Source organism: Paenibacillus gansuensis (assembly GCF_042684925.1).
GTDB classification, from domain to species: domain Bacteria; phylum Bacillota; class Bacilli; order Paenibacillales; family DY6; genus Paenibacillus_N; species Paenibacillus_N gansuensis.
This window is the reverse complement of sequence record NZ_JBHUME010000019.1, coordinates 136,863-160,021: the sequence shown is the minus strand read 5'-3', so window position 1 is coordinate 160,021 and position 23,159 is coordinate 136,863. Positions and strand designations below refer to the sequence as shown.

The window sequence follows — 23,159 nt, the reverse complement described above, 5'->3', positions numbered from 1 at the left end:
TTTTACTTGGTCGCCGCGTCGATCTGCTGTTTGTTCTTGTTGTAGATGTCCATGGCTTTCTTCTGAATATCCTTAGCAACGTCTTCCGGTTTCACTTTCAGCATGATCAGTTCTTTCTTCGTATCATAAGGATTCAGCACTTTATCGATGATTTCCGCATCGCCCGGAAGCCACTTGTATCCGTCAACGAATCCGTTAGGAATCCCTGCGATAACATCTTTCAGGCCAGGAGCGGTGTACGTCGTTTTCATGTAAGCATCCCATACTTCGCGGTCGTTCAGCAGAGGCATCGTTGTAATCGGTTTTTCAATGTTGTTGATGCGCTCCATCCATCCATCTTTGGAATACGTAAGGAATTTGATGAATTCCATCGCTTCTTTCGGATGCTTGGTGTTTTTAGCCATACCGATATAGTCCGTGATCATAGGAACGCGTTGTCCTTCTTTTCCGGGGATCGGCAGGAAGTCCCATTTGAACTTGGCGTTCTTCTGCACGTCGGCAAAAGCCCAGTTCGCATCGATTTTCATGCCGACTTTCCCCATCACGAAGCCGCTTTTGTCTTTTCCGTACCACTTATCCTGCTCTTTGCGCTCAAACTGGTCTACGGAGGTCTTGTCGCTGAATACGACTTTGTTGATCCAGTGAATCGTATCGGAGAAGGCAGGTTTGTCAAAATTGAATTGTGTGCCGTCAAACGTCAGCCATCCCAGTTTCGGATCGAACTGCGGTACAAAGGTTTCGCGTGCGCCGAACAGGTTTTCTACGCCATACTGGTTTGCGCTTGGTTTGGTCAGCTTCTTGGCGATTTTCTCAAACTCATCGATCGTCCAGTTCGCTTTAGGCAGTGGAACATTTTCCTTGTTGAACAGGTCCACGTTGATCAGCACGCCCATGGTGAACAGCTGATGCGGAAGCACAAATTGCTTGCCGTTGTATTGACCTGTTGCGCTGAGGTTTCCGAAAATGTTCTGCTCGTTATAATCCGGATCTTCCTTCAGGTAAGGTGTCATATCAGCCAGCCAGTTGCTCGATACGTTACCGGGTGCGTTAAAGACGAAGAATACATCCGGCAGCTTGCCGGCTGCTGCTGCTGCGCCAAGCTTTTCATCCCATGGCCAAGTTACGGCTTTGTCGATTTCCACCTTGATGTTCGGGTGAAGCTTTTGGAAGGCGTCGATTTTCTTCTGCTCGATCACCGGATCGTTCCATGTGCCGAATTTCAGCGTTACCACTTCTCCGGAAGGAGTATCTGTGGCGTTTCCAGCGTCGCTGCCCGTATCCGATGGCGTGTTGCCGCTGTTTCCTGCATTTGATCCTCCGGTATTGCCTGTATTGCCGCTGTTTGAAGCCCCCGTGCCGCCGTTATTGCCGTTATTGCCGGATCCGCCGCAGCCTGTCAGTAAGACCGTCAGCATCAGAATCGCGGTTAAAGCCAAAGCAAGTGTTTTTTTCATGGTCAACTTCCCCCTGTTTCCTAAAATTTGTTGTGTGTTACAAAAAAGGAACCGGTGTTGCCTATGTGAATCGGGTGTATCTGCAAGAGCCCTTACGATCCCCTCCCTGAGTCCGTAGTGTATATGGCAACGGCCGTAACCGCTTCCAACAAGGCTAAGAGATACTTTTCTGTGTCAGGAGACCACAGGAATCACGTACGATCAGTTCCGTGTCCAGCAAAATGGCTCTCGGCGGATCTTCCGGATTTTGCAGCGCCTGGAACACGACATGTGTGGCGACCGTTCCCCACTCCTGTTTCGGGTGTCCGACAGTGGTCAGCATCGGGCGGATGTAGGAGGCCAGGCGGATGTCGTCAAAGCCCACGATCGCTACATCTTCCGGGACACGCAGGCCTGCTTCCGTAAGAGCCTGAATGGCCCCGATGGCCATTTCATCATTTGCCGAGAATACCGCATCCGGAACGCCTCTGCTGATAAGCAGCGACTTCATCGCCTGATAACCGCCGCTTTCGGTAAAATGCCCCTGGGCGATGAACGCCGACTGAAACGGGAGCCCCGCCTCCTCGAGCGCTTTGCGGAATCCTACCAGCCGTTTCTCGTTGTTGTACGAGTTTACGGGACCGCTTAGGTAGCCTAGCCGCCGGCGCCCTAAACCCAGCAAGTGCTTTGTTGCCGTGTAGGCGCCTTGGACATTGTCGACGAGCACGCTATGTACGTGGTCAGCATGCAGTTCGCGGTCCATCACAACAACGGGGAAATCCTTGCCGGCGACCTGGACGATTAATTCGTCCGGAATGGTCGGACCAATGATAATAGCGGCATCGAATTGCTTCTCCCGCAAAAACCGGGTTGCCGTATTCTGCGGTCCTCCATACGTGCTGCATGCGATCAGGTCATACCCGTTGGAAGAGACTACTTCCTCTACCCCTTGAATGAACGAGCCGAAGAACGGGCCGCCGAAATCGTTAAGGAACAGGCCTACCGTTTCTGTTTTGCGCCGCTTAAGGCTCCTCGCGATGCTGCTGGGGCGGTAATTCAGCTCGTCAACGATGCGAAGGACCTTCCTGCGCGTCTCCTCGCTAACCCGCGGGTCGTTGTTGAGAACATAGGAGGCCGTCGAGATCGCTACGCCTGCTTGTTTGGCAACATCCCTAATGGTTACCAACACGAACCCTCCTTTTTGTATCCGTTTGCAGTAAAAATATGAGCAAGTCCTTGCAGAAAATCTAATCTGTATTTCCCATTCGAAACGATTCGATTGCATCCAAAGTATACTTCAGGAAGATAGCGCTTTCAAGTGTCAAAAAATTCAATTATCATTCAAAAAACCATGTATAGGTGAATTTTTCGTACACATGCTTTATTTTCCTCGCTGTTTTATCGAACCGTTTCGAATATAGACTTCCACCACATAACATCGGCTTTTCCGATCTACCAATTGGGTCCTGCCCATTTGTTACGTCCAAGCTTCCTGATTCCCACAGATTCTTACAAGCCAGTGCCGCACAAAAAACAGGCTGAGTGCTTAAAATCCTGCATTTTGTGCAACATAATTCTTCGTAAAACACCCTGTAACCTCAGTTTGTTGCACAGAGTACACTATTTTCACCCCCGCCGGGGGCTTTAAGCGTATATTGTTGTACAAAATACAGCAATGTCTCGTTTTGCACGATATCAACCCGAATATTGTTGTACAGAATACAACATCGAACCCAAAGAATTACACATACAAAAAAAAGCCTGCCCCCGTAAGGGCAAGCTTTCAAGCTTTACACCATCTATTAGTGATGTCCTACTCCGTTATACAGCATGATCCACATCGATCCGCCGACAATGGTGACTAGAATCACCAGGCCGAAGAGTAAGGACATAAGATTGTATCTTGGTTTCTTTTCTTCCCGAAGATGCATGAAGAAGAGAAGCTGAACGATAAATTGAAGAGCGCCCGTTCCTATCAGGACAACGATGGCAGCCGTTCCTTGCAGAAGGTCGTTCAAGACGATCAGGAGAGGAATGATCGTTAATACGATGGAAAGCACGAAGCCTACCAGGTACTGCTTGAACGTACCATGCCCGTGTTCGTGGCCATGATGTGCATTATGCTGGTCCATCATATTACATCACCCCCATCAAATACACAATCGTGAATACGAAAATCCAAACGACGTCCAAAAAGTGCCAGTACAAGCTGACGATATTTACTTTTCGTTTGGTGACCGGATTGATACCGTACTTTTTGAGCTGGAGCATAATGGCGGCCATCCAGACCAAGCCAATCGATACGTGAAGACCATGCGTACCGACCAGGGTAAAGAAGGCCGACCAGAACGCACTGGTTCCCATGGTTGCTCCCTCATGCACCAGATGGATGAACTCCGTAGCCTCCAGCCCGATGAACACTGCGCCTAATAATGCGGTAACCAGCAGCCAGCCAATCAGGGCTTGTTTCTTGCCCTGATTCATTGCAAGCACTGCTAATCCGCTTGTAAAGCTGCTTGTCAGCAGCACGAAAGTAGAAACAATAATGCCGTTGATTTCGAATAATTCCGTACCGGGTCCACCATTGGTGCTCCCGTTTAATACAAGATAGGTTGCGAATAATACGGAGAACAGGATCACGTCCGTCATCAGGAAAATCCAGAACCCGAACTGCCGAAGCTCTTCCTGATCATGATGGCCGTCGTGTCCATGCCCATTCTCAGCCTCATGGCTTACCGAGTTTGCCATCACATTGGTGTCCCCCTTAGCATAGATTCCGTCTTCTTAATCGTTTCCGTAGGGATATAATATTCGTTATCGTACGTAAACGAATGAATCAACATACATGCGGCGATACCGATCAGGCCCGGGATAACCATCCAGTACCATCCCCACACAAATCCGAACCCGGCGATAAACCAGCATACCGATTTAATGAACGGAATGCCCGATTTCCCCGGCATATGAATCGGTTCAAGAGGCTGCTGAACATCAGGCAGTATGCCTGCGGCACGGCGTTTCTTCTCTTCCCACCATGCATCCTGCTCATCCGCTCTTGGGATTACAGCAAAGTTGTACTCAGGCGCAGGAGAAGGAATCGACCACTCCAGCGTTCTGCCGTTCCAAGGGTCGCCTGTCGTGTCTTTCTGCATGAAACGAACGCTATGGGCGATCTGCCATACTTGGAAAATGAACCCTATACCCATCATAAAGCCGCCGATGGTGGAAATCAGGTTAAGGTCATACCAGCCTTTATCCCAGCCATATGTGCTGGTTCTGCGCGTCATGCCGTCCAAACCTAATACATATTGAGGCATGAAACATACATAGAAACCGATATTCCATGTCCAGAAAGCCCACTTGCCTAACTTCTCGTTAAGCTTGAAACCAAAGACCTTTGGCCACCAGTAGTACAGGCCTGCGAAGAAACCGAACGCAACGCCGCCGATCAATACCTGATGGAAATGGGCAATCAGGAAGTAGCTGTTATGGAATTGGAAGTCTGCAGGCGCAACGGAAAGCATGACGCCTGTTAAACCGCCCACTACGAAACAAGGAATGAAGCCGATCGTCCATAACATCGGTGTAGGGAAGCTTAGACGGCCGCGGAACATCGTGAACAGCCAGTTAAATATTTTTACTCCTGTCGGTATAGCGATAATCATAGTCGTGACCGCAAAGAACGCGATGACATTCGCATCCGTACCCATCGTGAAGAAGTGGTGAGCCCAGGTAAAGAACGAAGTGATACTGATCGTCATCAATGCGAAAACCATCGATTTGTATCCGAACAATTTCTTCTTAGAGAACGTTGCTACAATTTCAGAGAAAATCCCGAATGCAGGCAAGACTACAATGTACACCTCAGGGTGTCCCCACATCCAGATCAAGTTGATATACATCATCGGGTTCCCGCCCCCGTCCAGTGTAAAGAAATGGGCGCCGAACGTCCGGTCCAGCATGAGCAGGGCCAGAGTTACCGTAAGAATAGGGAACGCAAACACGATGGTAATGCTGCTCGCCAATACGGACCATACAAACATAGGCATTTTCATCAGTTTCATGCCCGGTGCCCGCATTTTTAGAATCGTTACGATAAAGTTAATACCCGTAGCCAGGGAACCGATACCGGAGATTTGAATACCCCAGTTGTAGAAATCCTGCCCCACACTAGGGCTGAAAGCTCTCTCCGAAAGCGGCGGATATGCCAACCATCCCGCATCAGGCGAACCCCCGATAACGAAAGACAAGTTAAACAGCATCGCGCCCATCAGGAACAGCCAGAAGCTTAAGGAGTTCAGGAACGGAAATGCTACGTCCCTCGCCCCGATCTGTAAAGGCACAACCAGGTTAAATAAACCGAACATCAACGGCATGGCCATAAACAAGATCATAATAACGCCGTGTGTCGTGAAAATTTGGTTATAGTGCTCAGGTGTAAGGAACTCCAGGTCCGGCATGGCCAGCTGGGTCCTCATGAGAAGAGCGTCAACGCCGCCCCGGAATAGCATCAGTAAGGCTGCAATGACATACATAATACCGATTTTTTTATGATCAACAGTAGTGATCCACTCACGCCATAACCAGCCCCACTTTTTAAAGTAGGTCAACGTTGCTAAGATAGCGATCATCGTAAAACCGATGCTGACCATCGCTCCGTAGATTAGCGGATCTCCTGTTACGAAAAATTCCGAAGCAAATTGTTTAATCGATTCGAACATGTGCGTATTCCCCCTTTCCTCTGTCAATGATGGTGACTATGTGCAGGCATATTTTCTAGTTGCTGGTCCGTAGTTTCCGGAGCCTGAGATTTGTGATGGCCATTGTGGCCGTGTGACGGCGCCGCATCAGAATCCTTATAGGATAATTCATGATTGTAGTGAGCAGAATATTTGGTAACGATTTTCTCGAAAAGCTTATTCGGGAAAGCCGAATACAACAGGGTACTCTCTACGCTTTTTTGCGATAACTTCTTATATCCGTCTATCGTCAATGCCGGTGATTTGCTTTTCACTTCGTTCACCCAGCTCTCAAATTCAGCTTTGCTGGTAGCCTTGGTCGTAAAGCTCATTTTGCCAAAATGCTCTCCGCTGAAATTTGCCCCGGAACTTAAATACTCTCCTGCTTCATCTGCTTGCAGGTACAGCGTGCTCGCCATGCCGGACATCGCGTACAACTGGCCGCCTAGCTGAGGAATCCAGAACGAATTCATAGGAGCGTCCGCTGTCAATTCAAATTTAATAGGTACATCTTCCGGAATCTGCAAGTAGTTTACTGTTGCTATGCCCTGCTCGGGATAAGTAAACAGCCACTTCCAGTCCAGAGCCGTTACTTGAACCGTAATCGCTTTTTCTTCAGAGGCGATCGGTTTGGAAGGCAAGAGATCATATGTGTACTTTACCGTAATAGCCCCGAGAAAAATAATGATCAAAATCGGAATACCCCACCAAATGGTTTCCAGCTTCGTGCTGTGTTCCCAATCCGGATGGTACGGAGCCTTATTGCCGGACCTGTCCCTGTATCTCCAGATAATGAATGCTGTCAAAGCCATTACCGGTATCAGGATTGCTAAGCAGATCAGGGTCGTGATCCAGATTAAATCCCTTTGCTGATCCCCGATCGGCCCTTTAGGGTCAAGAACGATGGGATTGGTACAACCAGTCATGAATAATAGCAAACCTAGCCCTGCTGCAATGCTGGCGAATTTCTTGTACCCTGTCCAGTGCTTCATTCTATATTTCACTCCTGTCGCGAAAAGCCAATATAATAAACTAAGTACAGTTAAAGTAACATAAAACGAACTTGTCCATAGCCCTGTTAACAAATGCGTCAAATAATCGCCTTCATTTCGTAACCGATTTGTTCACGAATTTGACTTTTTCAATTTTCCAAGAAAACGGGCATACAAAAAAGCCCACGAGATCTCTCGTGAGCTTACCTTAGAAAGCCTTCCGGCATTAGTCCGATTTAGATGTTTTATTGGAGAGCAAATGTACAAAAGTACCTATTCCGTAAACTTGCATCCCTGCAATCACAAAGCCGATCGCAACCATCAGGCCGAGATTGCTGTCTCTGAAGTCAGATACATATAAAGCAAACAGGATGAATCCTATGCCGAGCAGCACCCACGCGATAATTTCCGTCGCCTTGGAAAAATGTTGCCCGTTGTCTTTCCCTGCAGCTTGATTCACAGCAGTCGTTCTATCCTCCATGATGAACACTCCCAAGCTAATGTAATCGTTTACTATAATCAGTATATCATAAATTAAACAATTTGTTCATAATTTATTCAAATTTTCGTAAAAAAATAGACAAATTTCTGCTCCAGAGTTTCCCTTTCCAAAATGTACATCCTATTCTTTAAGTGACAAAACCGTCACGTTCCATTGTGCTGTATCGATGGCTGTCTCAAGGAGAGAGGTCTATAGTTAAGGCATACAAAGGAGGGAAATGCATGCAATATGTAATCCAAACGAAGAATGTGACAAAGCAATACGGAAAAACTGCTGTACTCAAAGGAATCGATCTTGCCATTCAATCCGGAGAGTTTACGGCTATTATGGGTCCGTCGGGATCCGGCAAATCCACTCTGATGAACGTCCTTTCTACTATAGATCAGGCGTCCGGCGGCGAGGTGTGGCTGGAGGGAACTTCGCTTCTCAACATGAAAAAGCCCGAGCTGCGCAAATTTCGTCAGGAGCATATGGGGTTCATCTTTCAGGACTATAATCTGCTGGACACGCTGACGGTCAAAGAAAACATCGTGCTCCCGCTGTCTTTGCGAAGAGTGGCGGCCAAAGAAATGGAGGAAAGGCTGCTCCCTATTATCCAGGCCCTTCATATCGAAAGCATTCTGGACAAGTATCCGAGCGAAATTTCCGGAGGGCAAAAACAGCGGACGGCGTCGGCCCGGGCCATGATTACGAAGCCGGCTATTATTTTCGCCGATGAGCCGACCGGAGCCTTGGACTCCCGCTCCGCCACGCAGTTGTTGGAGCAATTGGCAGCGCTGAACGCCAAGTTCGGGGCCACCATCCTTTTGGTAACTCATGATGTCTATGCCGCCAGTTACTGCCGCCGGGTCATTTTTCTAAGGGACGGCCATATCGTCAATGAACTATATGCGGGAGATCAGGGGCAGCAGGCGTTCTACGAACGAATTCTGGACACCCAGAGCATCGTAGGGGGCGCAGGCCGATGAGCTTATGGGACCTGACTCTCCGCAACGTCACCCGTAACTTCCAATTGTATACCCTCTACTTGTTTTCCATGGTGGCCGGTGTAGTCATTCATTTTACGTTTACTTCCTTACTGTTCAATCAGGATTTTATCGACGCGCTGCAAAACCGCCAGAACTTTGAAATCGGAGTAAGCATCGCCTCATTCGTCGTCTTTCTGTTCATCCTGTTCTTCATCCTGTTTGCAAATTCATTCTTTATGAGGCAGCGGAAAAAAGAGTTCGGGATGTACCTTCTGCTGGGCCTTAAAGAACGGCAAATTACCAGGATGGTGTTCTATGAGACGTTGATTTTAAGCGCGATTTCCTTACTGACAGGGATTGGGCTCGGCGGATTGTTGTCCAAGCTGTTCGGCCGCATCTTGATGAATTTAATGCGCTACAACCAAGAAATCAGCCTGGCGTACCCGCTCTCGGCAATTGCTTCTACTGCGGGCCTCTTCTTCCTGCTGGTGCTGATTATTACCGCGCAAAATCATCTCATGGTGCACCGCGTGCAGCTGATCGAACTGTTCCACGCCAAGGAAACTTCCGAAAAGCCGGTACGGGTTTCCGCTTGGCTCGCCTTGTTGTCCCTGCTCCTGCTTGGAACGGCCTTTTTTCTGATTAGCCGCGGCAGAGGCTCGGCCGTGTGGCAGGATCACTCAGGGATCAGCCTGCTGGCCGTCTCGGTTGGCATCATCGGAGGCACATATCTGTTTTTCCGCCAGTTCGCCGGTTGGCTGCTGCAGCGGATCAGCCGTACGAAAACGTACTATGAAGGCAATACGATGTTATGGTCTTCCTCCTTGCGGTTTCAAATCCGGAGCAACAATCTCAATTTAACGCTGATTTCCCTGTTCAGCACCGTCATCATTCTCATGGTTTGCTTCTTTGTCATTAATTACAGCGTCCAATTCAAATCGGTCGGCAGGAATTTACCGAATGACATTGCGTTCTCCCCGAAAGATGCGGCTTTTACGAAGGAGGCGGAACAGCTGATCCGGTCCTCTCCCCATTCAGTCGTAAACCATAGGACGTTAGAAGCTCTCGTGACGGTCCCTGAGGGGGATTTGGGCGCTGCGTTTGAGAACCCTGACTATTACCTGCCGGAGCTGCTGTTAGTATCCGAACAGGCATACAACGATATCGTTTCCATGCGGGGCCATACAGAGAAAATTAGCCTGAAGGGGAACGAAGCCTTGTCTTTAGCGCAAGGATCTGACTTTGCAAAACGATTTGAGGCTGGACAAGAGCCGGAGCTGGATGCAGGGATCGGCGGCGGGGCAAAGGAGTCATTCCGGATCGCAGAGAAGAAGGATTATGCCCTGCTGGGATGGACCACGGATCCGTTCCTGTCGATGCAGAAGAAACCGGCCGTTCTGGTCATTGCAGATGAGACGTATAAACGATTGTCTGCGGCCGCAGGGAAAAGGATATACGAGATTTATGAGATTTCGGATGCAAAAAATGCTTTGGAGCTGTCCAAACAGTTATATTCCCTTGGAAAAGACCGGACCGTATACTATTCGTCTTTTGCAGATGTATATTCGGTTCAAATCGAAGGGTCTTCCCTTCTGCTGTTTTCCAGCAGCTTTCTGGCTCTGATTGCCTTAATTGCCCTGGCCAGCGTCATCTATTTCAAGCAGCTACGGGAGGCTACGGAGGAACAACGGCAATATGCGATCTTGCGAAAGCTGGGAGTCGGGTCGGGCGAAATGAAGCGAGTCATCCGCAAACAGCTGTTGTTCGTGTTCTTCCCGCCTCTGCTTCTCGGCCTTCTTCACAGCTGGTTTATCATTAACTATTATATTTTGGAGACGCTGCAGGATTTTCCAGAGACCACAAAGGCGGTTTGGGGAATCGTGGCTGCCTATACGGTTATCTACGCTCTTTTTTATTTGTCCTCCACCAACTTGTACTACAAAATCGTCAGCAAAAAAGCATGACAAAAGGCAGCGGACCTTCACATCAGGTCGCTGCCTTTTTTGCCTAGAGCGGCGGTATAAGGGTCTTCAAATTTCGGGAAATGAACGATACACTCCGTAAAGCGCCCTGTTTCCGACGTGCAGGTGATGAAGTGTCCCAGCTTCTGCGAAAGCTCCTGCGCCAGATAGAGCCCCATGCCCGTAGACTTCATGTGCGTTCTTCCGTTGGAACCGGTGAAGCCTTTGTTAAAGACACGGGGTAGATCCTTCGCTTCAATCCCAATTCCGTTATCTCGGATCATCAGCTGCTTTTCGTCCGCAGTCTCCATAGAGGTAATGGTGATGGTCCCTTGCTCCTCCGTGTATTTCAGGCTGTTCGTAAGGAGCTGGTCGATAATATACTGCAGCCATTTAGCGTCGCTTTGCACCGTTACCGGCTCCGTGTTCAGCACAAGGCGGATCTTTTTGCTGATAAACGTCCTGGAATGCCGCTTTACCGCTGTTTTCACCAACTGTACCAAATCACAATGGACGAGCTCATAATCCTGTGTAAAGCTGTCCAGCTTCGCGTAATAAAGCGCCTGATCCACATACTGCTCGATTCTCGAAAGCTCTTGCTCCAGCCCTGCCGGATCCACCTCGGTCTGCTGCATAAGGCGCAGGACGGAGATCGGAGTTTTCACCTCGTGAAACCAGGAGACGATGAAATCATAATGCTCCCTCTGTTTCGCATGGATTTCATTCAAAGTGAAAATATGCTCCCGCTCCAGCTGTTCCTTTTCCTCATTAAGCAGCTCCGCATCCAAAGAAAGAAACTCCCGGTCCTGTCCCGCTGCGCGGCGGACCTGCATGCCCCTGAAGTAACGCCCTGCTGTAAACGCGGTAATCAGAATCAGGTACAGCATAAAAGCATAACTGAAGGAATCCCAGCGGTCGCGCAGCACCGGATCGGTAACGTAGACCAGGCTGACCAATGCGAAAATAGCGGCGCTTAGTACCAGATAAGGGCGCTCATACTTTAAAAACCGCAGCAGCTTCATTCGATGAGGTACCCCATTCCTTTGCGGGTAACGATGAAATCCTCAAGGCCGAGGGAAGCGATTTTGCGCCGCAGCCGGTTTACATTGACCGTCAGCGTATTGTCATCGATGAATTGATCGTCGTTCCACAGCGCCTGCATCAGCTTGTCACGGGATACAATTTTGCCGGTTTGCCTCATCAGCACTTGGAGTACGATAAATTCGTTCCGGGACAATTCCATCGTCTGGCTGCCGTACTGGACGGAGGAGCCTGACAGGTTCAGGATAAGGTCGCGGTGCTTGAGCTGCAGATGCTCGTCCTGGTACGTATAGTTGCGGCGCAGCAGCGCATTGACTTTGGCCGTCAGCACATCCAGATCGAACGGCTTCTGGACGAAATCGTCGCCGCCCATATTCATGGCCATAATCATGTCCATATTTTGATTCCGGGACGACAGGAAGATAATCGGCACTTTGGACACCGACCGGATCTGCTGGCACCAGTAATAGCCGTCGAAGACCGGCAGGTTAATGTCCAGAATGACCAAATGAGGCTCCTCCCGTTGAAAATCCTCCAAAATTCGATCAAACTCCGTCACTCCGGTGACAATGTATTTCCACTTTTGCAGCGCTTTGGCCAATATGGTCCTTATCGATTCGTCATCTTCTACAATCATAATACGGAACATGGAACTTCCTCCCGGGAAAAACTCATCTGCCTGAATTATAGCATTCCGTTATCCGGGAGACGAGTGTTCGGCAGCCGGGACCTGCATCGCATGAATTTGAATCACATGTTATACCGGATTTCATAAGTACGGTTGGGCTCTGTTATGGCGATTTCATACCTTTCATCCTCCATGCGTGCGCAGTTCCCATCATACCCGGCAGGGAGCGAACTGCTGCGGATGCGGAGGTACCCTGTTCCACCCGGTGATGTCACTCGCAGCTTCTCCCGGTCTGCATAGACGCGGATCGTCCCCATGGGGGTCGGGACCTCTCCCTCGATCCAGTCCAAATCCCCAAGATTCGGCTCAATAACATAGAGAGAGTAACCTGGTTCCAGCGGCCGGACACCCAAGTAATGCTTGCCGAGCAAGTAGATGGGGCTGGCTCCCCAGGCGTGGCACAGGCTTTTGCCATAAGGGCGCCCGTACATGCTCAGCTGTTCGGAGTCCTGAAGCGAGGGATCATACTCCTCCCAAAAGCTCGTCGCGCCCAAATCCAGCATCCCTCCCCAATAAGCACGCATTTCAGCAAGCACTTTGGTATGCTCACCCGCATCGCATAAAACGGAGAGCTCATGAAATCGCATGTAAGGAGTTTTGATCGGCTGTACCTCTCCGTTCAACATCACCCGGCGCTTTACCGTCTCCGCCCGGCCCTCGTCCAGAAAGCCGAACATCAGCGCAAACATGTTGGCGTACTTGGTCAGGTGCGGCTTCACTTCTCCATGCGCCCTGTGGTGGACGAGCCCGCCCTGTGCCTCATCCCAGAACAGGGCCATCGTTTTGCTTTTCAGGCCGTTCGCCAAGGAATCGTACCTTTCCGTTTCCGCCCGATCGCCCATTTTGCCTGAAAAATAAGCCATAATCTCAAGACTCCGGGCCATCAGCAGCTGCTCCGCACAGACTTCCCCCGTATTGTCCATCTCCGCCCAATCGATATACACCCAATCCCCGGGATGGCCTTCGACCAGTCCGTCGGCATTTAACCGTGACAGGCAAAAATCCATCAGCCCTTCCATCCGCCGGTACTGTCCGCGGATAAACTCCATATCGCCCGTGTACAGATAATAGTCATACATACTGATGAACCAGTAAAAAGAATAATCCAGGATCGTGTTCAAATGGCTTTCGACGGGGTCCTTCCCGCGCAGTGCCGCCAGCGTCCTCTTGGTGACTCCCAGCTCAAAAAAACTGTAATAGTTCATCAAGAAGCTTTCATACGCGTCGCCCGACCATACCCATCCGTCCCGTTTAATCCCGTCGAGAAACAATTCCCGGGTATTCAAGTGCAGCGTATAGACCGAGGTGCTCCAAATCCGGTTGATCCGCTCATCCGAGCACCGGAAAAGACCCTTATATTCCACAGGGAGGGATTCATATAAGCAGGTCACCGGGTGGACCAGGCTGAACGCCTGCTCCCCGGCAGGAACCGCCGCTTCGACCGCCGCATACCGGAAGGCGCGGCCCTTCGTATGAGTCCAGCTGACGTCGCAATCGATTTGGATCCGGTCCAGCAGTTCGCAATATTCCCGGTCAAGCGCTTCCTCTAGCGACTCGCCATAATATACGAAGAGCTGAGTTCCCTTTTGAACGCCATGCAGCTGCAAATACCCGAAGGTCTGTTTCCCGAAATCCGCCAGCAGCCTTCCGTCCGCCTCCCTCCAGGTTCGCACCGGACGCTGCTCTTCCAGATCAAAAGAGAACACCGACGGCAGCCGATGCGGATCGCTGTAACCGGCACTTCCCGGGCTCACCCATTTGCCGGTAAAACAGCTTGCCTTCCAGGAGGAATCCGTAGCTGCGGCAGTGCCCGATACGAACAACGCCGGGAACGTATCCCGCTCCGTTACGATGAACTCCAGTTGATAGCTGCCCGCCGGCAGACGCAGGGGCGGCGGTGCGTACACTACGGCGTCATTGACTTTCATGAGCAAGGAACCCTGCGCATAGATGTTGAGGGTTTCCTCTTGGTCCAGCTGCACCTTTTTGCGAAAAGCTACATTCACGTAAGGCCGTTCCACCTTCCACATGGGGGGATAAGGGATGCCCCGTTCCTCTCTCCTGCCCTCCACCTCGCCCCTTAACCAGACTTCATAGTCATTCGGATACCATATCCACTCCGCTTGCTGCAACGGATTCATAACCATAAATACGCTCCCCCTAAACTTACAGGATGTAATGCCTCTACTTTAAGGAAAAAGTAAGCGCATAACTACCGTTGATCCTGCCATCTCTCCCCTGTTATGATGACATTATCCTGTGCCTGGAGGGAGACCGGAACTATGACCCGTACGTCACAAAAAATCCCGCAATACAAAGGCGCCGAGCACTACCACGGCCGCTTTCCGCTGTTCCTGAACCGATATAGAGAAAATTTCATGTTGCCTATGCACAGCCATGATTACATCGAGATCTGTTATGTGGCGGAAGGGCAAGGGGAGCAGTATATCGGGGAGGAAAGGATCCGCGTGTCCCGAGGCGATGTGTTTGTGATTCCCATAGGCACGAATCACGTGTTCCGGCCGCCGTCCTTGCAGAAGCAGCATTCGCTGGAGGTTTATAATTGCGCGTTTGCGCCGGAGCTGTTCCGGCCGCTTGATTTACGCGCGTATCCGGTTGCAGCATCCTTTCTTGCCGAGACGGGGGAAGGCCGGCCCTGGTTTCGGATCAAGGACAGCGAGCTGCTGCTGATCCCCCTTTTTGACATGCTGCACGAAGAGTTTCAACAGGTTCTGCCGGGATCGGAGGAGGTACTGCTGGCCGGCGTCATCCAACTGCTCGCCTATCTTCACAGGTACCGGGCTGCTGCCGGCATCGGCAGGTCCCCGCACATCCCGGATTCCCGGATGCAGGCCGCTCTGCAGTATGTAAAGAACCATTTTCACGAACCTCTCACCGTCCGGGCCATGGCTTCCCAATGCAACATGAGCGGTAGGCACTTTCACCGCATCTTCAAGAATACGACAGGCCAAACGTTCACCGGCTATATTCAGCATCTTCGGGTAAATAAGGCGGGCGAGCTGCTGCGGCATACTTCCAGGACGGTTCAAGAGATTGCGGCGGAGACCGGCTACCAGGATGCCGAATTTTTTACCGCTGTCTTCAAAAGAATACAGGGCGTCACCCCCAGCCAGTACCGTAAAAATGCTGCCCAGTGAGTACGCCGGGAAAAAGAAATAGCTGCCGGCAACGGCAGCTGTGGTCCTTTTTATCATCAGGATTTTCGGTTTGCAGATGATTTATTCAGAGTACGGCGGGCAGCCAGGTACTGTGCCGTCATCGCCAGCCTCCAAGGGAGCAGCATGCCAAAGGCGAGAATAAAGAACACGGCCGCAGTTTGCTCCAAGCTGATATATTGCTCAACCACATCGTGCAGGCCGACTCTCAACAGCAGCAGGGCTACAATGATGAAGGCGAACACTTTGGAGCGTTTGATGTAAATGTCCCCGTCCACGATGTGAAGCTTCGAAGTTTGGATCAGCGGGAACGCAAACAGGACGGCCCCTGCCGCAAAAGCAGCCAGCCCCCACTCCCATGGGATCCGGACCGCCGGAACGAAAAACATAGCGAAACCGGTAGCCATGCCGAGGGGCGGAATGATGATTTTCTTGAGATTCGTCGGCCGGTCCCCCGCCCGCATCCGGATCCGGATCACAAACAAGCCTGCAAATAAGGAAACCAGCGTAGTAAGCAAGTGAGACAACACCGTAGCCTGCATGGACACCCCTCCTCTGACAAGTATATGTGAATGGAATTTATTTATAGACCAGACCTTCTTATTTTACACCAAAAAGGGAAGCTTATCACCATAGCCCGCTATGGCAAGCCATCATAGAAAAAAGCCGGCATGTGCCGGCCTGGCAGGACTTGTTATCGTTGACTAAATACAATTTCTAACCGAAAGACTCCCGCGTTGCAGGCCAGCTTCCCTGCTGTTTGCGAAGGAGCACGATCTGCCCGGTGTGATGGCCGTCGTGGAGAATCCACAATGGAATCTCCCTGCCAATCGTTGTATCCCCGAACGGCTTGTCGAGGTCTGCATCGGTCAATTCTGCAAAGCTGGCCAGAAAGCGTTCCGCTAACCGGTGAGCCCGCTGCACGGCCTCCGCCCAGCCAGCTTCATCTGCCGGGTTTCCGGGGTCACCGAACGTGCCCGTGTTTGTATCCATGCTGGAAGACGGCTCCTCCCCGTTTAAGCGTCGCAGCGTCCGTTCATTATAGTAATTCAGGTGGTTGAGAATTTGCCAGATGGAATTCCCCCCACCCGGCGGTACCCATGCAGCCTGGACACTGGTTACGCCGTCCAGCGCTTTTTGCAAAGGCGGTGCCCAGCTTTCTTCGGACCAATTCGTCTTAAACTGCCGTTCCAACATTTCCACAATCGCTCTGCTCATTCCATTGTCCTCCTTGGTGGTTAGGATTGTTCCTGATTTCAAATCGGATTGTACATGGTAATGATGGGTGCAGGTCTGCCAGCTAATGAAACCTCCTATTTGTGATATAGATGGTTACACCCCAGTTTACCATGACCTTCCAGCATTCAGCAAGGCTCTTAGAAAAATCTACCCTCGGCCTGCCGGCAGTAAACCAGTGGTATCACCGGCCCGACGGCAGTTCGGAGAACGGTCGGAGATGACTCGGAAATCCGCGGAAGATACATTGTGAATTAATTCACAATTTGTCCATAGTCAAATTCGAGCAGGCAGCGTATACTAACATCATCAAAAGAAAACAACACACTTGAACACACCTAACATTGTGAAAATAATCACAAAATCTCAAATGCTCTTGAATTATCACATGCTGCTCAATAAACTGCAGCTATCCGTCTCTTGAATATTTTTTTACAGAGGATTGTGAAAATTTTCACAAAAAATTCTATGGAGGCAACCTATCATGACTATGAACATTGCTGTTATCGGATGTACCCACGCAGGAACCGCCGCCATTATTAACATGGCCCGTTTATACCCGGAAGCACGTATCACCGTCTATGAGAAAAATGACAATATCTCGTTCCTCTCGTGCGGCATAGCGCTTCATGTGGGAGGGGTGGTCAAGCAAGCTGAAGACCTCTTCTATGCAAACCCGGAGCAATTGAAGGATCTAGGTGTGACCACTCATATGAAACACGAAGTTCTGCAAATAGACACCGACGCCAAAACACTGCGAGTACGAAACCTGGAGACGAATGAGGAAATAGAAGACAGCTTCGACAAGCTGGTTATGACCACCGGATCGTGGCCGATCATTCCGAAGCTGGAAGGTATGGAGTTGGATAACATCGTCTTATGCAAAAACTACCGCCACGCGCAAAACATCGTTGAGAAAGCCCGCCATGCGGAGAACATCACCGTTATCGGTGCCGGATATATCGGGATTGAGCTGGTGGAAGCTTTTGAAATGAGCGGTAAAAAGGTGACCCTGATCGACACCGCAGACCGTATCCTTTGCAAGTACCTCGACCGCGAACTGACCGACACAGTGGAACATGAGCTTCTGGCACGCGGCGTAAAGCTGGCGCTGGGGCAGACGGTAACCGGATTTGCAGCGGATGCAGAAAACCCGGGCAAAGTGGGCAAAGTGCATACCACAGAAGGCGAATATGCCGCCGATATGGTCGTCTTGTGCATCGGCTTCCGTCCGAACACGGATCTCCTCAAAGACCAGGTAGAGATGCTGCCGAACGGCGCCATCATTGTCGATGAATATATGCGTACCAGCAAACCGGATATCTTCGCCGCCGGCGACAGCTGTGCCGTCTACTATAACCCGGTCAAGCAGCACGCCTACATCCCCCTGGCTACCAACGCCGTCCGCATGGGTGCACTTGCGGCCCGCAACCTGGTGGAGCCGACAGTGAAATATCAGGGAACGCAGGGCACATCGGGTATCAAGATTTACGACTACAATATCGCCTCGACAGGTTTAACGGAAGCTGCTGCCGCCGGCATGGGCTTGCATGTGAAAACAATCACAATACATGACAATTACCGTATGGAGTTCATGCCAACAGCGGAGCCCCTGACATTAAGCGTAGTATACGAAGAACACACCAAAGAAATTCTTGGTGCTCAAATTATGTCGAAAGCCGATTTGACACAGTCGATCAACACCCTGTCGGTCTGCATCCATAACCGGATGAAGATGGAGGAGCTGGCTTTCGTGGACTTCTTCTTCCAACCGCATTACAACAAACCGTGGAACTTCCTGAATCAGGCCGGTTTGCAGGTACTGTAACACTTTCAAGGCACATGAGCCGCTTTCCCCGGCCATGTGCTTTTTTGTCATCATTTTTGTCATATCGGCTCATGACTTTGCGGAAACGCTTGATTTTGCCTGCGATTGTACTACATTTAAGAGAGACACCATTATCCGGGGAAAAAGAGGGCTGAACGGAATGAACCGCACAACGGAAACCATGCCAGGAAACCGCAGTTCCCGTGTCATCCGCGTGCTGATTGCCGACGATCAGACGCTGCTGCGCGAGGGACTGCAGACGATATTGAGTTTGGAAGACGACCTGGAGGTCGTAGCTACCGTGGAAAACGGGCTGGAAGCCTTCGAATCCGCTGCTGCACTCCGTCCGGACCTCATTCTGATGGACATCAAAATGCCCATTCTGGACGGCATTGAGAGCATGAAACGGATCAAACGGGATCTGCCGAACACGGCGGTGCTCATGCTGACTACATTTGCGGAGGACAAATTTATCGTCGATGCGATGGCAGGCGGGGCGGACGGCTTTCTGCTGAAAGACATGCCTTCTGATAAAATCGTGCACTCCGTACGGGAAGCCATGACGGGAAACCTGCTGCTGCCGGGTCCGATCGCCTCCAAACTGGCTGCAAGGCTATCCGTGATGTCCCCGGTGGGGTCGGACGCTTTTGATGAACATGCATTGAACGAGCACCGGCTCAAGTTTACGGAACGCGAACGCAAAATCATCCTCCTGATGATCGACGGCTACAACAATAAGCAGATTGCGGGGGCCCTTTTCATGAGCGAAGGAACGGTACGGAATTATATTAGCGTAATCTATAACAAGATCGCGACAAATGACCGCCAGGCCGCTATTGTTAAGCTAAAGGAGCTGTTGTTAAAGGATGCTCCCTAAGTTTCGTTCGGTCAAAATGCCAAAAACGACCGCCGCTCTGATTGCAGTGTTCCTGTTTATCCTTGTCTTCCCGATGTCCGGCGTCCTGGCAGACGGGGCCGGCGGCGGGCCGCCGGCAAAAAAGCCCGATCCCGAACGGATCACATTTTACATGACGGGTTGGCAAATTTATAAAGGAGACCGGCCTGTTTCGGAAAGCGATTGGAGACCGCTGGACCGCAGCATGGCCCGGAGTATGAAGCATTATCAAGGCTCCGTGTGGCTGCGGCGGACATTGCCGGAGTTGTCGCAGCGGGACCCTTATTTATTTTTGCAGGGGATCAAGAGAGCTGAAGTGCGGGTAGACGGCAAACCTGTATATTCGTTTAACATGGATCATTCAAGAAAGTACATAACGGAGTGGGTGTTTCTTTCCATCCCTTTGAAGCCTGATGATGCGGGCAAACAAATGCTGATTCACTCCATATGGGATCACTCTCCCCTTCGCAGCTCGTGGAACATTATCGGTCCACGGGAGGAGCTGAGCCAAAACGTGCTCCGTTCATCCTGGACACTTCAAGTTTACAGTACGCTTCTGATCACCGCAGGGCTCGTATCGGCGGCATTGTTCGTCCGCAGGCGTAAGGAGCCGATGTACGGCTGGCTGGCCTTGTTCGGCTTATCCGCCGGCATTGGGATCCTGCTGCTGGACACCGATCTGGTGGGTAAGCTGGAGTATCTGGAGTGGATCTACTGGAGGGACTTGCTTCTCCCGGTGGGCATATATGCATTTGTCGGGTTCTTTGGTGCCGCTTTGGGAGGACGCTTCGGAACTTCTTATAAGTGGGCCAAAAGGCTTCTGCTGCTATTCACCGTAATGACCGCAGTTATGGGAATTGTCCACAGTTACCTCTACACCAGGCTGCTCGTGGAGGTCCTTCCTTATTTCTTCTTTTCTGCGTTCGGGATCGTTACGTTTACCCTGTTCCGGCAGTACCGCTCTGACCGTTCCCGGCAGACGGTTTGGCTGGTGCGCGGCTATGCCGTGCTGCTGGCCTCTTGTTCGATCCATATTTTGAACAATGTAACCGGGGCTCTTCCTGAGTTTATTGCGAGAAAATGGGTGTTTGTTTACCGGATTCTATTCGAGATTCTGCCTCATGGGCTTATGGCCTTCACGCTCTGCCTCATTATGGTCGTCTACGAGCGGATCACGGAAGTGTACCGCCAGTCGGCGGCTTATGCGGCGGAGCTTGCGGAGTTTCAGCTGTCGCTGGAGGACCTCGTCAGGCAGCGGACACGCGAATTGGAAGAAGCCAACACAGCGCTGGCCGGGTCCGTCCGGGAGACGGCGGAGGCGCTCACGGAAGTGTCCGTGCTGGAGGAGCGGAACCGGATCGCGCATGAAATCCACGATGTGGTCGGCCACACGCTGACCGCCGCAGTCGTGCAGCTTGAAGCCGCGAAGAAGCTGGCCGACCGCGGCATTCCGCAGACCGTCGACAAGATCGCGGTCGTGCAGGATCTCGTCCGCAAAGGACTGGACGACATCCGCCGCTCCGTGCGGCTGCTGAAGGACGAGTCCGGGCCGTTGGAGCTGGGCGCTGCGCTGCGGGAGCTGGTGCGGGAGACGGAGGACGCTGCCGGCGTCCGGATCGATGCGTACATCCATCCGCTCCCGCCGCTCAGCGGCCTCACCCAGCGAGTGCTGTATCACGCGCTGCAGGAGGGGCTGACGAACGGCATCCGGCATGGCCGATGCACGTTCTTCACGTTCGAGCTGTTCGCCGACGGGGAACAGCTGCATTTCAAGCTCGCCAATGATGGCGAGCCGTATTTGGACGCGCGGCCGGGCTTCGGCCTCACGGCCATGATGGAGCGCGTGCACCTGCTCGGCGGCACGGTGCACATCGGCCCGGCTGCCGGCCTGGCGGCGGACGGCATGGCTGCTGGCTTGGCCGCGGACGGCACCACAGGCACCGCGGCCACAGGCACTACAGCCGAGGCCTTCTCCGGCTGCCGGCTGGAGATCGAGCTGCCCCTGCCGCGGGGCTGAGAACATAGTCTACCTCATCTGCCTAGCTAGGCTTGCTTGATAGATTCCACGCCCGGTTGGCTAACGAACCTCAGACCCCTTATTTCGGACAAAAATTATTTTTTCAAGTTGTAACGAATCCTAGTAACCTTATTTTGCCGCTTTCTCTCCTGAAAGCGGCATTTTTCATTAAATAGCGTGTATTGGGTTCGTTAGATTGATAGCCTCCCTTTCTTGAACCATATAGCGTGTATTGGGTTCGTTAGACGGGATGGCCCCTGCCGGCGTCTGCCCGCCAGCCCCGCTCAAGAAGAATAGTTACTTTCCGGCAATGGGAATGGAGAGGTCATCCGACAGATACGCCTATCGGCATATTCCACTAAACAGTATAGTCTAACAATGCTGCCTAGCTACCCGTTCCCCTAATCTATCTATTCTACCTAATCTACCTAATCTATCTAATCTACCTAAACTTAATCTACCTACTACCTACTGCCCACTTTACCTACTACGCCTGACTATCTAATTCCTTACTTTACCTGCTCTGCCACTAACCCCGCTCCACCATAGCCCACCGGCTTTGGCCCGGGCTTGCCGAAGTAGTAGCCCTGGAACAAGTCGTATCCCATAGCGAGCAGCACTTCGTAGTCTTCCCGGTTCTCCACGCCCTCGGCGAGTGCCTGGGAGCCCATTCCGCGGGTCATGTCCAGCACCGCTTGGGCAACTCGATATTTGTCGGGGTCATTGCTGACGCCTCGCGTATACTCGATAGCCAGCTTCACCACTTCCGGCTTCAGCTCGGCCAGCACCTGGAGGCTGTTGTACCCCGTCCCGACATCGTCCAGCGCGAAGCGGAAGCCGTGCTTTTTGTAATACTCCAGTATAGTCCGCAGATGATCCATATTCTTAATCTCCTCGCTCTCCACCACCTCAAACACGATGTTCGAAGGCTCCAGCCCCGACTGCCTCACCATTTGAAACGTGGATTGAAGGCAATGCTCCGGATTATAGATGGACGTCGGCAAAAAGTTAATGAACACCAGCGCATCCTGAAGTCCCGAAGCTTGGCGGACGGCCTCCAAGCGGCAGACGCGATCCAGAGCGAACAGACGGTTGCGGACCCGGGCAGCCTCAAACAGGCGGTTCGGCGGAATCAACCCTCCCTGCTCATCCACTCCGCGGGACAGCAGCTCATAGCCCGCCGTCCGAATCACATTGCCTTCCGCACGCACAATCGGCTGAAACTGGGTTTGGATCGCGGCATGGCGGATCACATCATCGATCCAATGCGCCTCCCGATGTGCCAGAAAATGCTCCAACGGCAGCATTAACACTTGCTCGACAGGAGCATCCTGCTTCGCGGATGGCGCCGCCAGAATACCGGTATCCTGCAGATGAGCCAGCGCGTAATCCAGCATTTCATAAAAGGGCTTCTCCTTCAGCCACACCCTTCCCCCGCCGAATCTTTTCCACTCCGATGCAGGGATTTGTGCCATATACCGGTCCAAAAACCGGGAGTCCGACGCTTCAGGGAATAAAACCGAGTACCCCCCCTCCGTTACACTGCATCCTGGGCACACCGCTGTCATAACCATTCTCCTCTCTACTCGCCGCTTGCTGTAAGTATGTACCTAATGTATTCTGCCAAGCAGGCCTCTTCACCTCCGATCTCACAAAAAAACCGCTCTTTCCCAAAGAAAGAAC

The 23,159-nt window shown here is 51.5% G+C and carries 19 protein-coding genes; 6 read left to right on the top strand and 13 right to left on the bottom strand.

The window, feature by feature from the left end; genetic code table 11:
* Positions 1-2: 2 nt before the first annotated feature.
* From ACFSUF_RS23635 to ACFSUF_RS23605, 7 genes are all read right to left on the bottom strand, one after another.
* Positions 3-1,454 carry an extracellular solute-binding protein gene (locus ACFSUF_RS23635; protein ID WP_377607247.1) on the bottom strand — a complete coding sequence of 484 codons (1,452 nt, stop codon included), beginning with the start codon at positions 1,452-1,454 and terminating at the stop codon, positions 3-5.
* Between the two features lie 154 nt (positions 1,455-1,608).
* Positions 1,609-2,619: a LacI family DNA-binding transcriptional regulator gene (locus ACFSUF_RS23630; protein ID WP_377607245.1), complete on the bottom strand. Its 1,011-nt coding sequence runs from the start codon at positions 2,617-2,619 to the stop codon at positions 1,609-1,611.
* Between the two features lie 616 nt (positions 2,620-3,235).
* Entirely contained in the window at positions 3,236-3,565 is a 330-nt protein-coding gene (gene cyoD, locus ACFSUF_RS23625; protein ID WP_377607612.1) for a cytochrome o ubiquinol oxidase subunit IV, read from the bottom strand.
* Between the two features lie 4 nt (positions 3,566-3,569).
* Positions 3,570-4,181 carry a cytochrome o ubiquinol oxidase subunit III gene (gene cyoC, locus ACFSUF_RS23620; RefSeq protein WP_377607243.1) on the bottom strand — a complete coding sequence of 204 codons (612 nt, stop codon included), beginning with the start codon at positions 4,179-4,181 and terminating at the stop codon, positions 3,570-3,572.
* A complete protein-coding gene (locus ACFSUF_RS23615) occupies positions 4,181-6,154 on the bottom strand; it encodes a cbb3-type cytochrome c oxidase subunit I (RefSeq protein WP_377607241.1) in 1,974 nt (657 codons plus the stop codon). Before ACFSUF_RS23615 ends, cyoC begins: the two co-directional genes overlap by 1 nt.
* Before the next feature lie 23 nt (positions 6,155-6,177).
* On the bottom strand, positions 6,178-7,164 hold the full coding sequence (cyoA, locus tag ACFSUF_RS23610; protein ID WP_377607240.1) for a ubiquinol oxidase subunit II: 987 nt from the start codon (positions 7,162-7,164) through the stop codon (positions 6,178-6,180).
* Positions 7,165-7,390: 226 nt separating this feature from the next.
* Positions 7,391-7,645, bottom strand: a complete 255-nt coding sequence (locus ACFSUF_RS23605; RefSeq protein WP_377607238.1) for a hypothetical protein — start codon at positions 7,643-7,645, stop codon at positions 7,391-7,393.
* A 242-nt stretch (positions 7,646-7,887) separates the two neighbouring features.
* On the opposite strand from ACFSUF_RS23605, the gene ACFSUF_RS23600 reads away from it, so the two are divergent.
* Entirely contained in the window at positions 7,888-8,634 is a 747-nt protein-coding gene (locus ACFSUF_RS23600; protein ID WP_377607236.1) for an ABC transporter ATP-binding protein, read from the top strand.
* Positions 8,631-10,598 (top strand): FtsX-like permease family protein, encoded by a 1,968-nt coding sequence (locus tag ACFSUF_RS23595; RefSeq protein ID WP_377607235.1) that lies wholly within the window; start codon positions 8,631-8,633, stop codon positions 10,596-10,598. Before ACFSUF_RS23600 ends, ACFSUF_RS23595 begins: the two co-directional genes overlap by 4 nt.
* A gap of 17 nt (positions 10,599-10,615) precedes the next feature.
* Here the strand turns inward: ACFSUF_RS23595 and ACFSUF_RS23590 are convergent, their stop codons facing one another.
* From ACFSUF_RS23590 to ACFSUF_RS23580, 3 genes are all read right to left on the bottom strand, one after another.
* A complete protein-coding gene (locus ACFSUF_RS23590) occupies positions 10,616-11,617 on the bottom strand; it encodes a sensor histidine kinase (protein ID WP_377607233.1) in 1,002 nt (333 codons plus the stop codon).
* Entirely contained in the window at positions 11,614-12,285 is a 672-nt protein-coding gene (locus tag ACFSUF_RS23585; protein WP_377607231.1) for a response regulator transcription factor, read from the bottom strand. Before ACFSUF_RS23585 ends, ACFSUF_RS23590 begins: the two co-directional genes overlap by 4 nt.
* A 101-nt stretch (positions 12,286-12,386) precedes the next feature.
* Entirely contained in the window at positions 12,387-14,471 is a 2,085-nt protein-coding gene (locus ACFSUF_RS23580; protein WP_377607229.1) for an alpha-L-rhamnosidase-related protein, read from the bottom strand.
* 135 nt (positions 14,472-14,606) lie between these two features.
* Between ACFSUF_RS23580 and ACFSUF_RS23575 the strand changes: the two genes are divergently transcribed.
* The gene (locus ACFSUF_RS23575) at positions 14,607-15,482 is read left to right on the top strand and encodes an AraC family transcriptional regulator (protein WP_377607227.1); all 876 of its coding nucleotides are present in this window, start codon (positions 14,607-14,609) and stop codon (positions 15,480-15,482) included.
* A gap of 56 nt (positions 15,483-15,538) precedes the next feature.
* Here ACFSUF_RS23575 and ACFSUF_RS23570 read toward each other — a convergent pair whose 3' ends face one another.
* Positions 15,539-16,042, bottom strand: a complete 504-nt coding sequence (locus ACFSUF_RS23570) for a CcdC family protein (protein WP_377607226.1) — start codon at positions 16,040-16,042, stop codon at positions 15,539-15,541.
* 175 nt (positions 16,043-16,217) lie between these two features.
* Positions 16,218-16,718 carry a DinB family protein gene (locus ACFSUF_RS23565; RefSeq protein ID WP_377607224.1) on the bottom strand — a complete coding sequence of 167 codons (501 nt, stop codon included), beginning with the start codon at positions 16,716-16,718 and terminating at the stop codon, positions 16,218-16,220.
* 508 nt (positions 16,719-17,226) lie between these two features.
* Here ACFSUF_RS23565 and ACFSUF_RS23560 point away from each other — a divergent pair.
* The 3 genes from ACFSUF_RS23560 (at position 17,227) to ACFSUF_RS23550 (ending at position 21,476) form a co-directional block, all read left to right on the top strand.
* Positions 17,227-18,564: an FAD-dependent oxidoreductase gene (locus ACFSUF_RS23560; RefSeq protein WP_377607610.1), complete on the top strand. Its 1,338-nt coding sequence runs from the start codon at positions 17,227-17,229 to the stop codon at positions 18,562-18,564.
* Positions 18,565-18,724: 160 nt separating this feature from the next.
* Positions 18,725-19,441 (top strand): response regulator, encoded by a 717-nt coding sequence (locus tag ACFSUF_RS23555; RefSeq protein ID WP_377607222.1) that lies wholly within the window; start codon positions 18,725-18,727, stop codon positions 19,439-19,441.
* Positions 19,431-21,476 (top strand): sensor histidine kinase, encoded by a 2,046-nt coding sequence (locus ACFSUF_RS23550; protein ID WP_377607220.1) that lies wholly within the window; start codon positions 19,431-19,433, stop codon positions 21,474-21,476. Before ACFSUF_RS23555 ends, ACFSUF_RS23550 begins: the two co-directional genes overlap by 11 nt.
* Positions 21,477-21,985: 509 nt before the next feature.
* Here the strand turns inward: ACFSUF_RS23550 and ACFSUF_RS23545 are convergent.
* Complete coding sequence (locus ACFSUF_RS23545) at positions 21,986-23,044, bottom strand: EAL domain-containing protein (RefSeq protein WP_377607218.1); 1,059 nt, start codon at positions 23,042-23,044, stop codon at positions 21,986-21,988.
* Between the last annotated feature and the right edge of the window lie 115 nt (positions 23,045-23,159).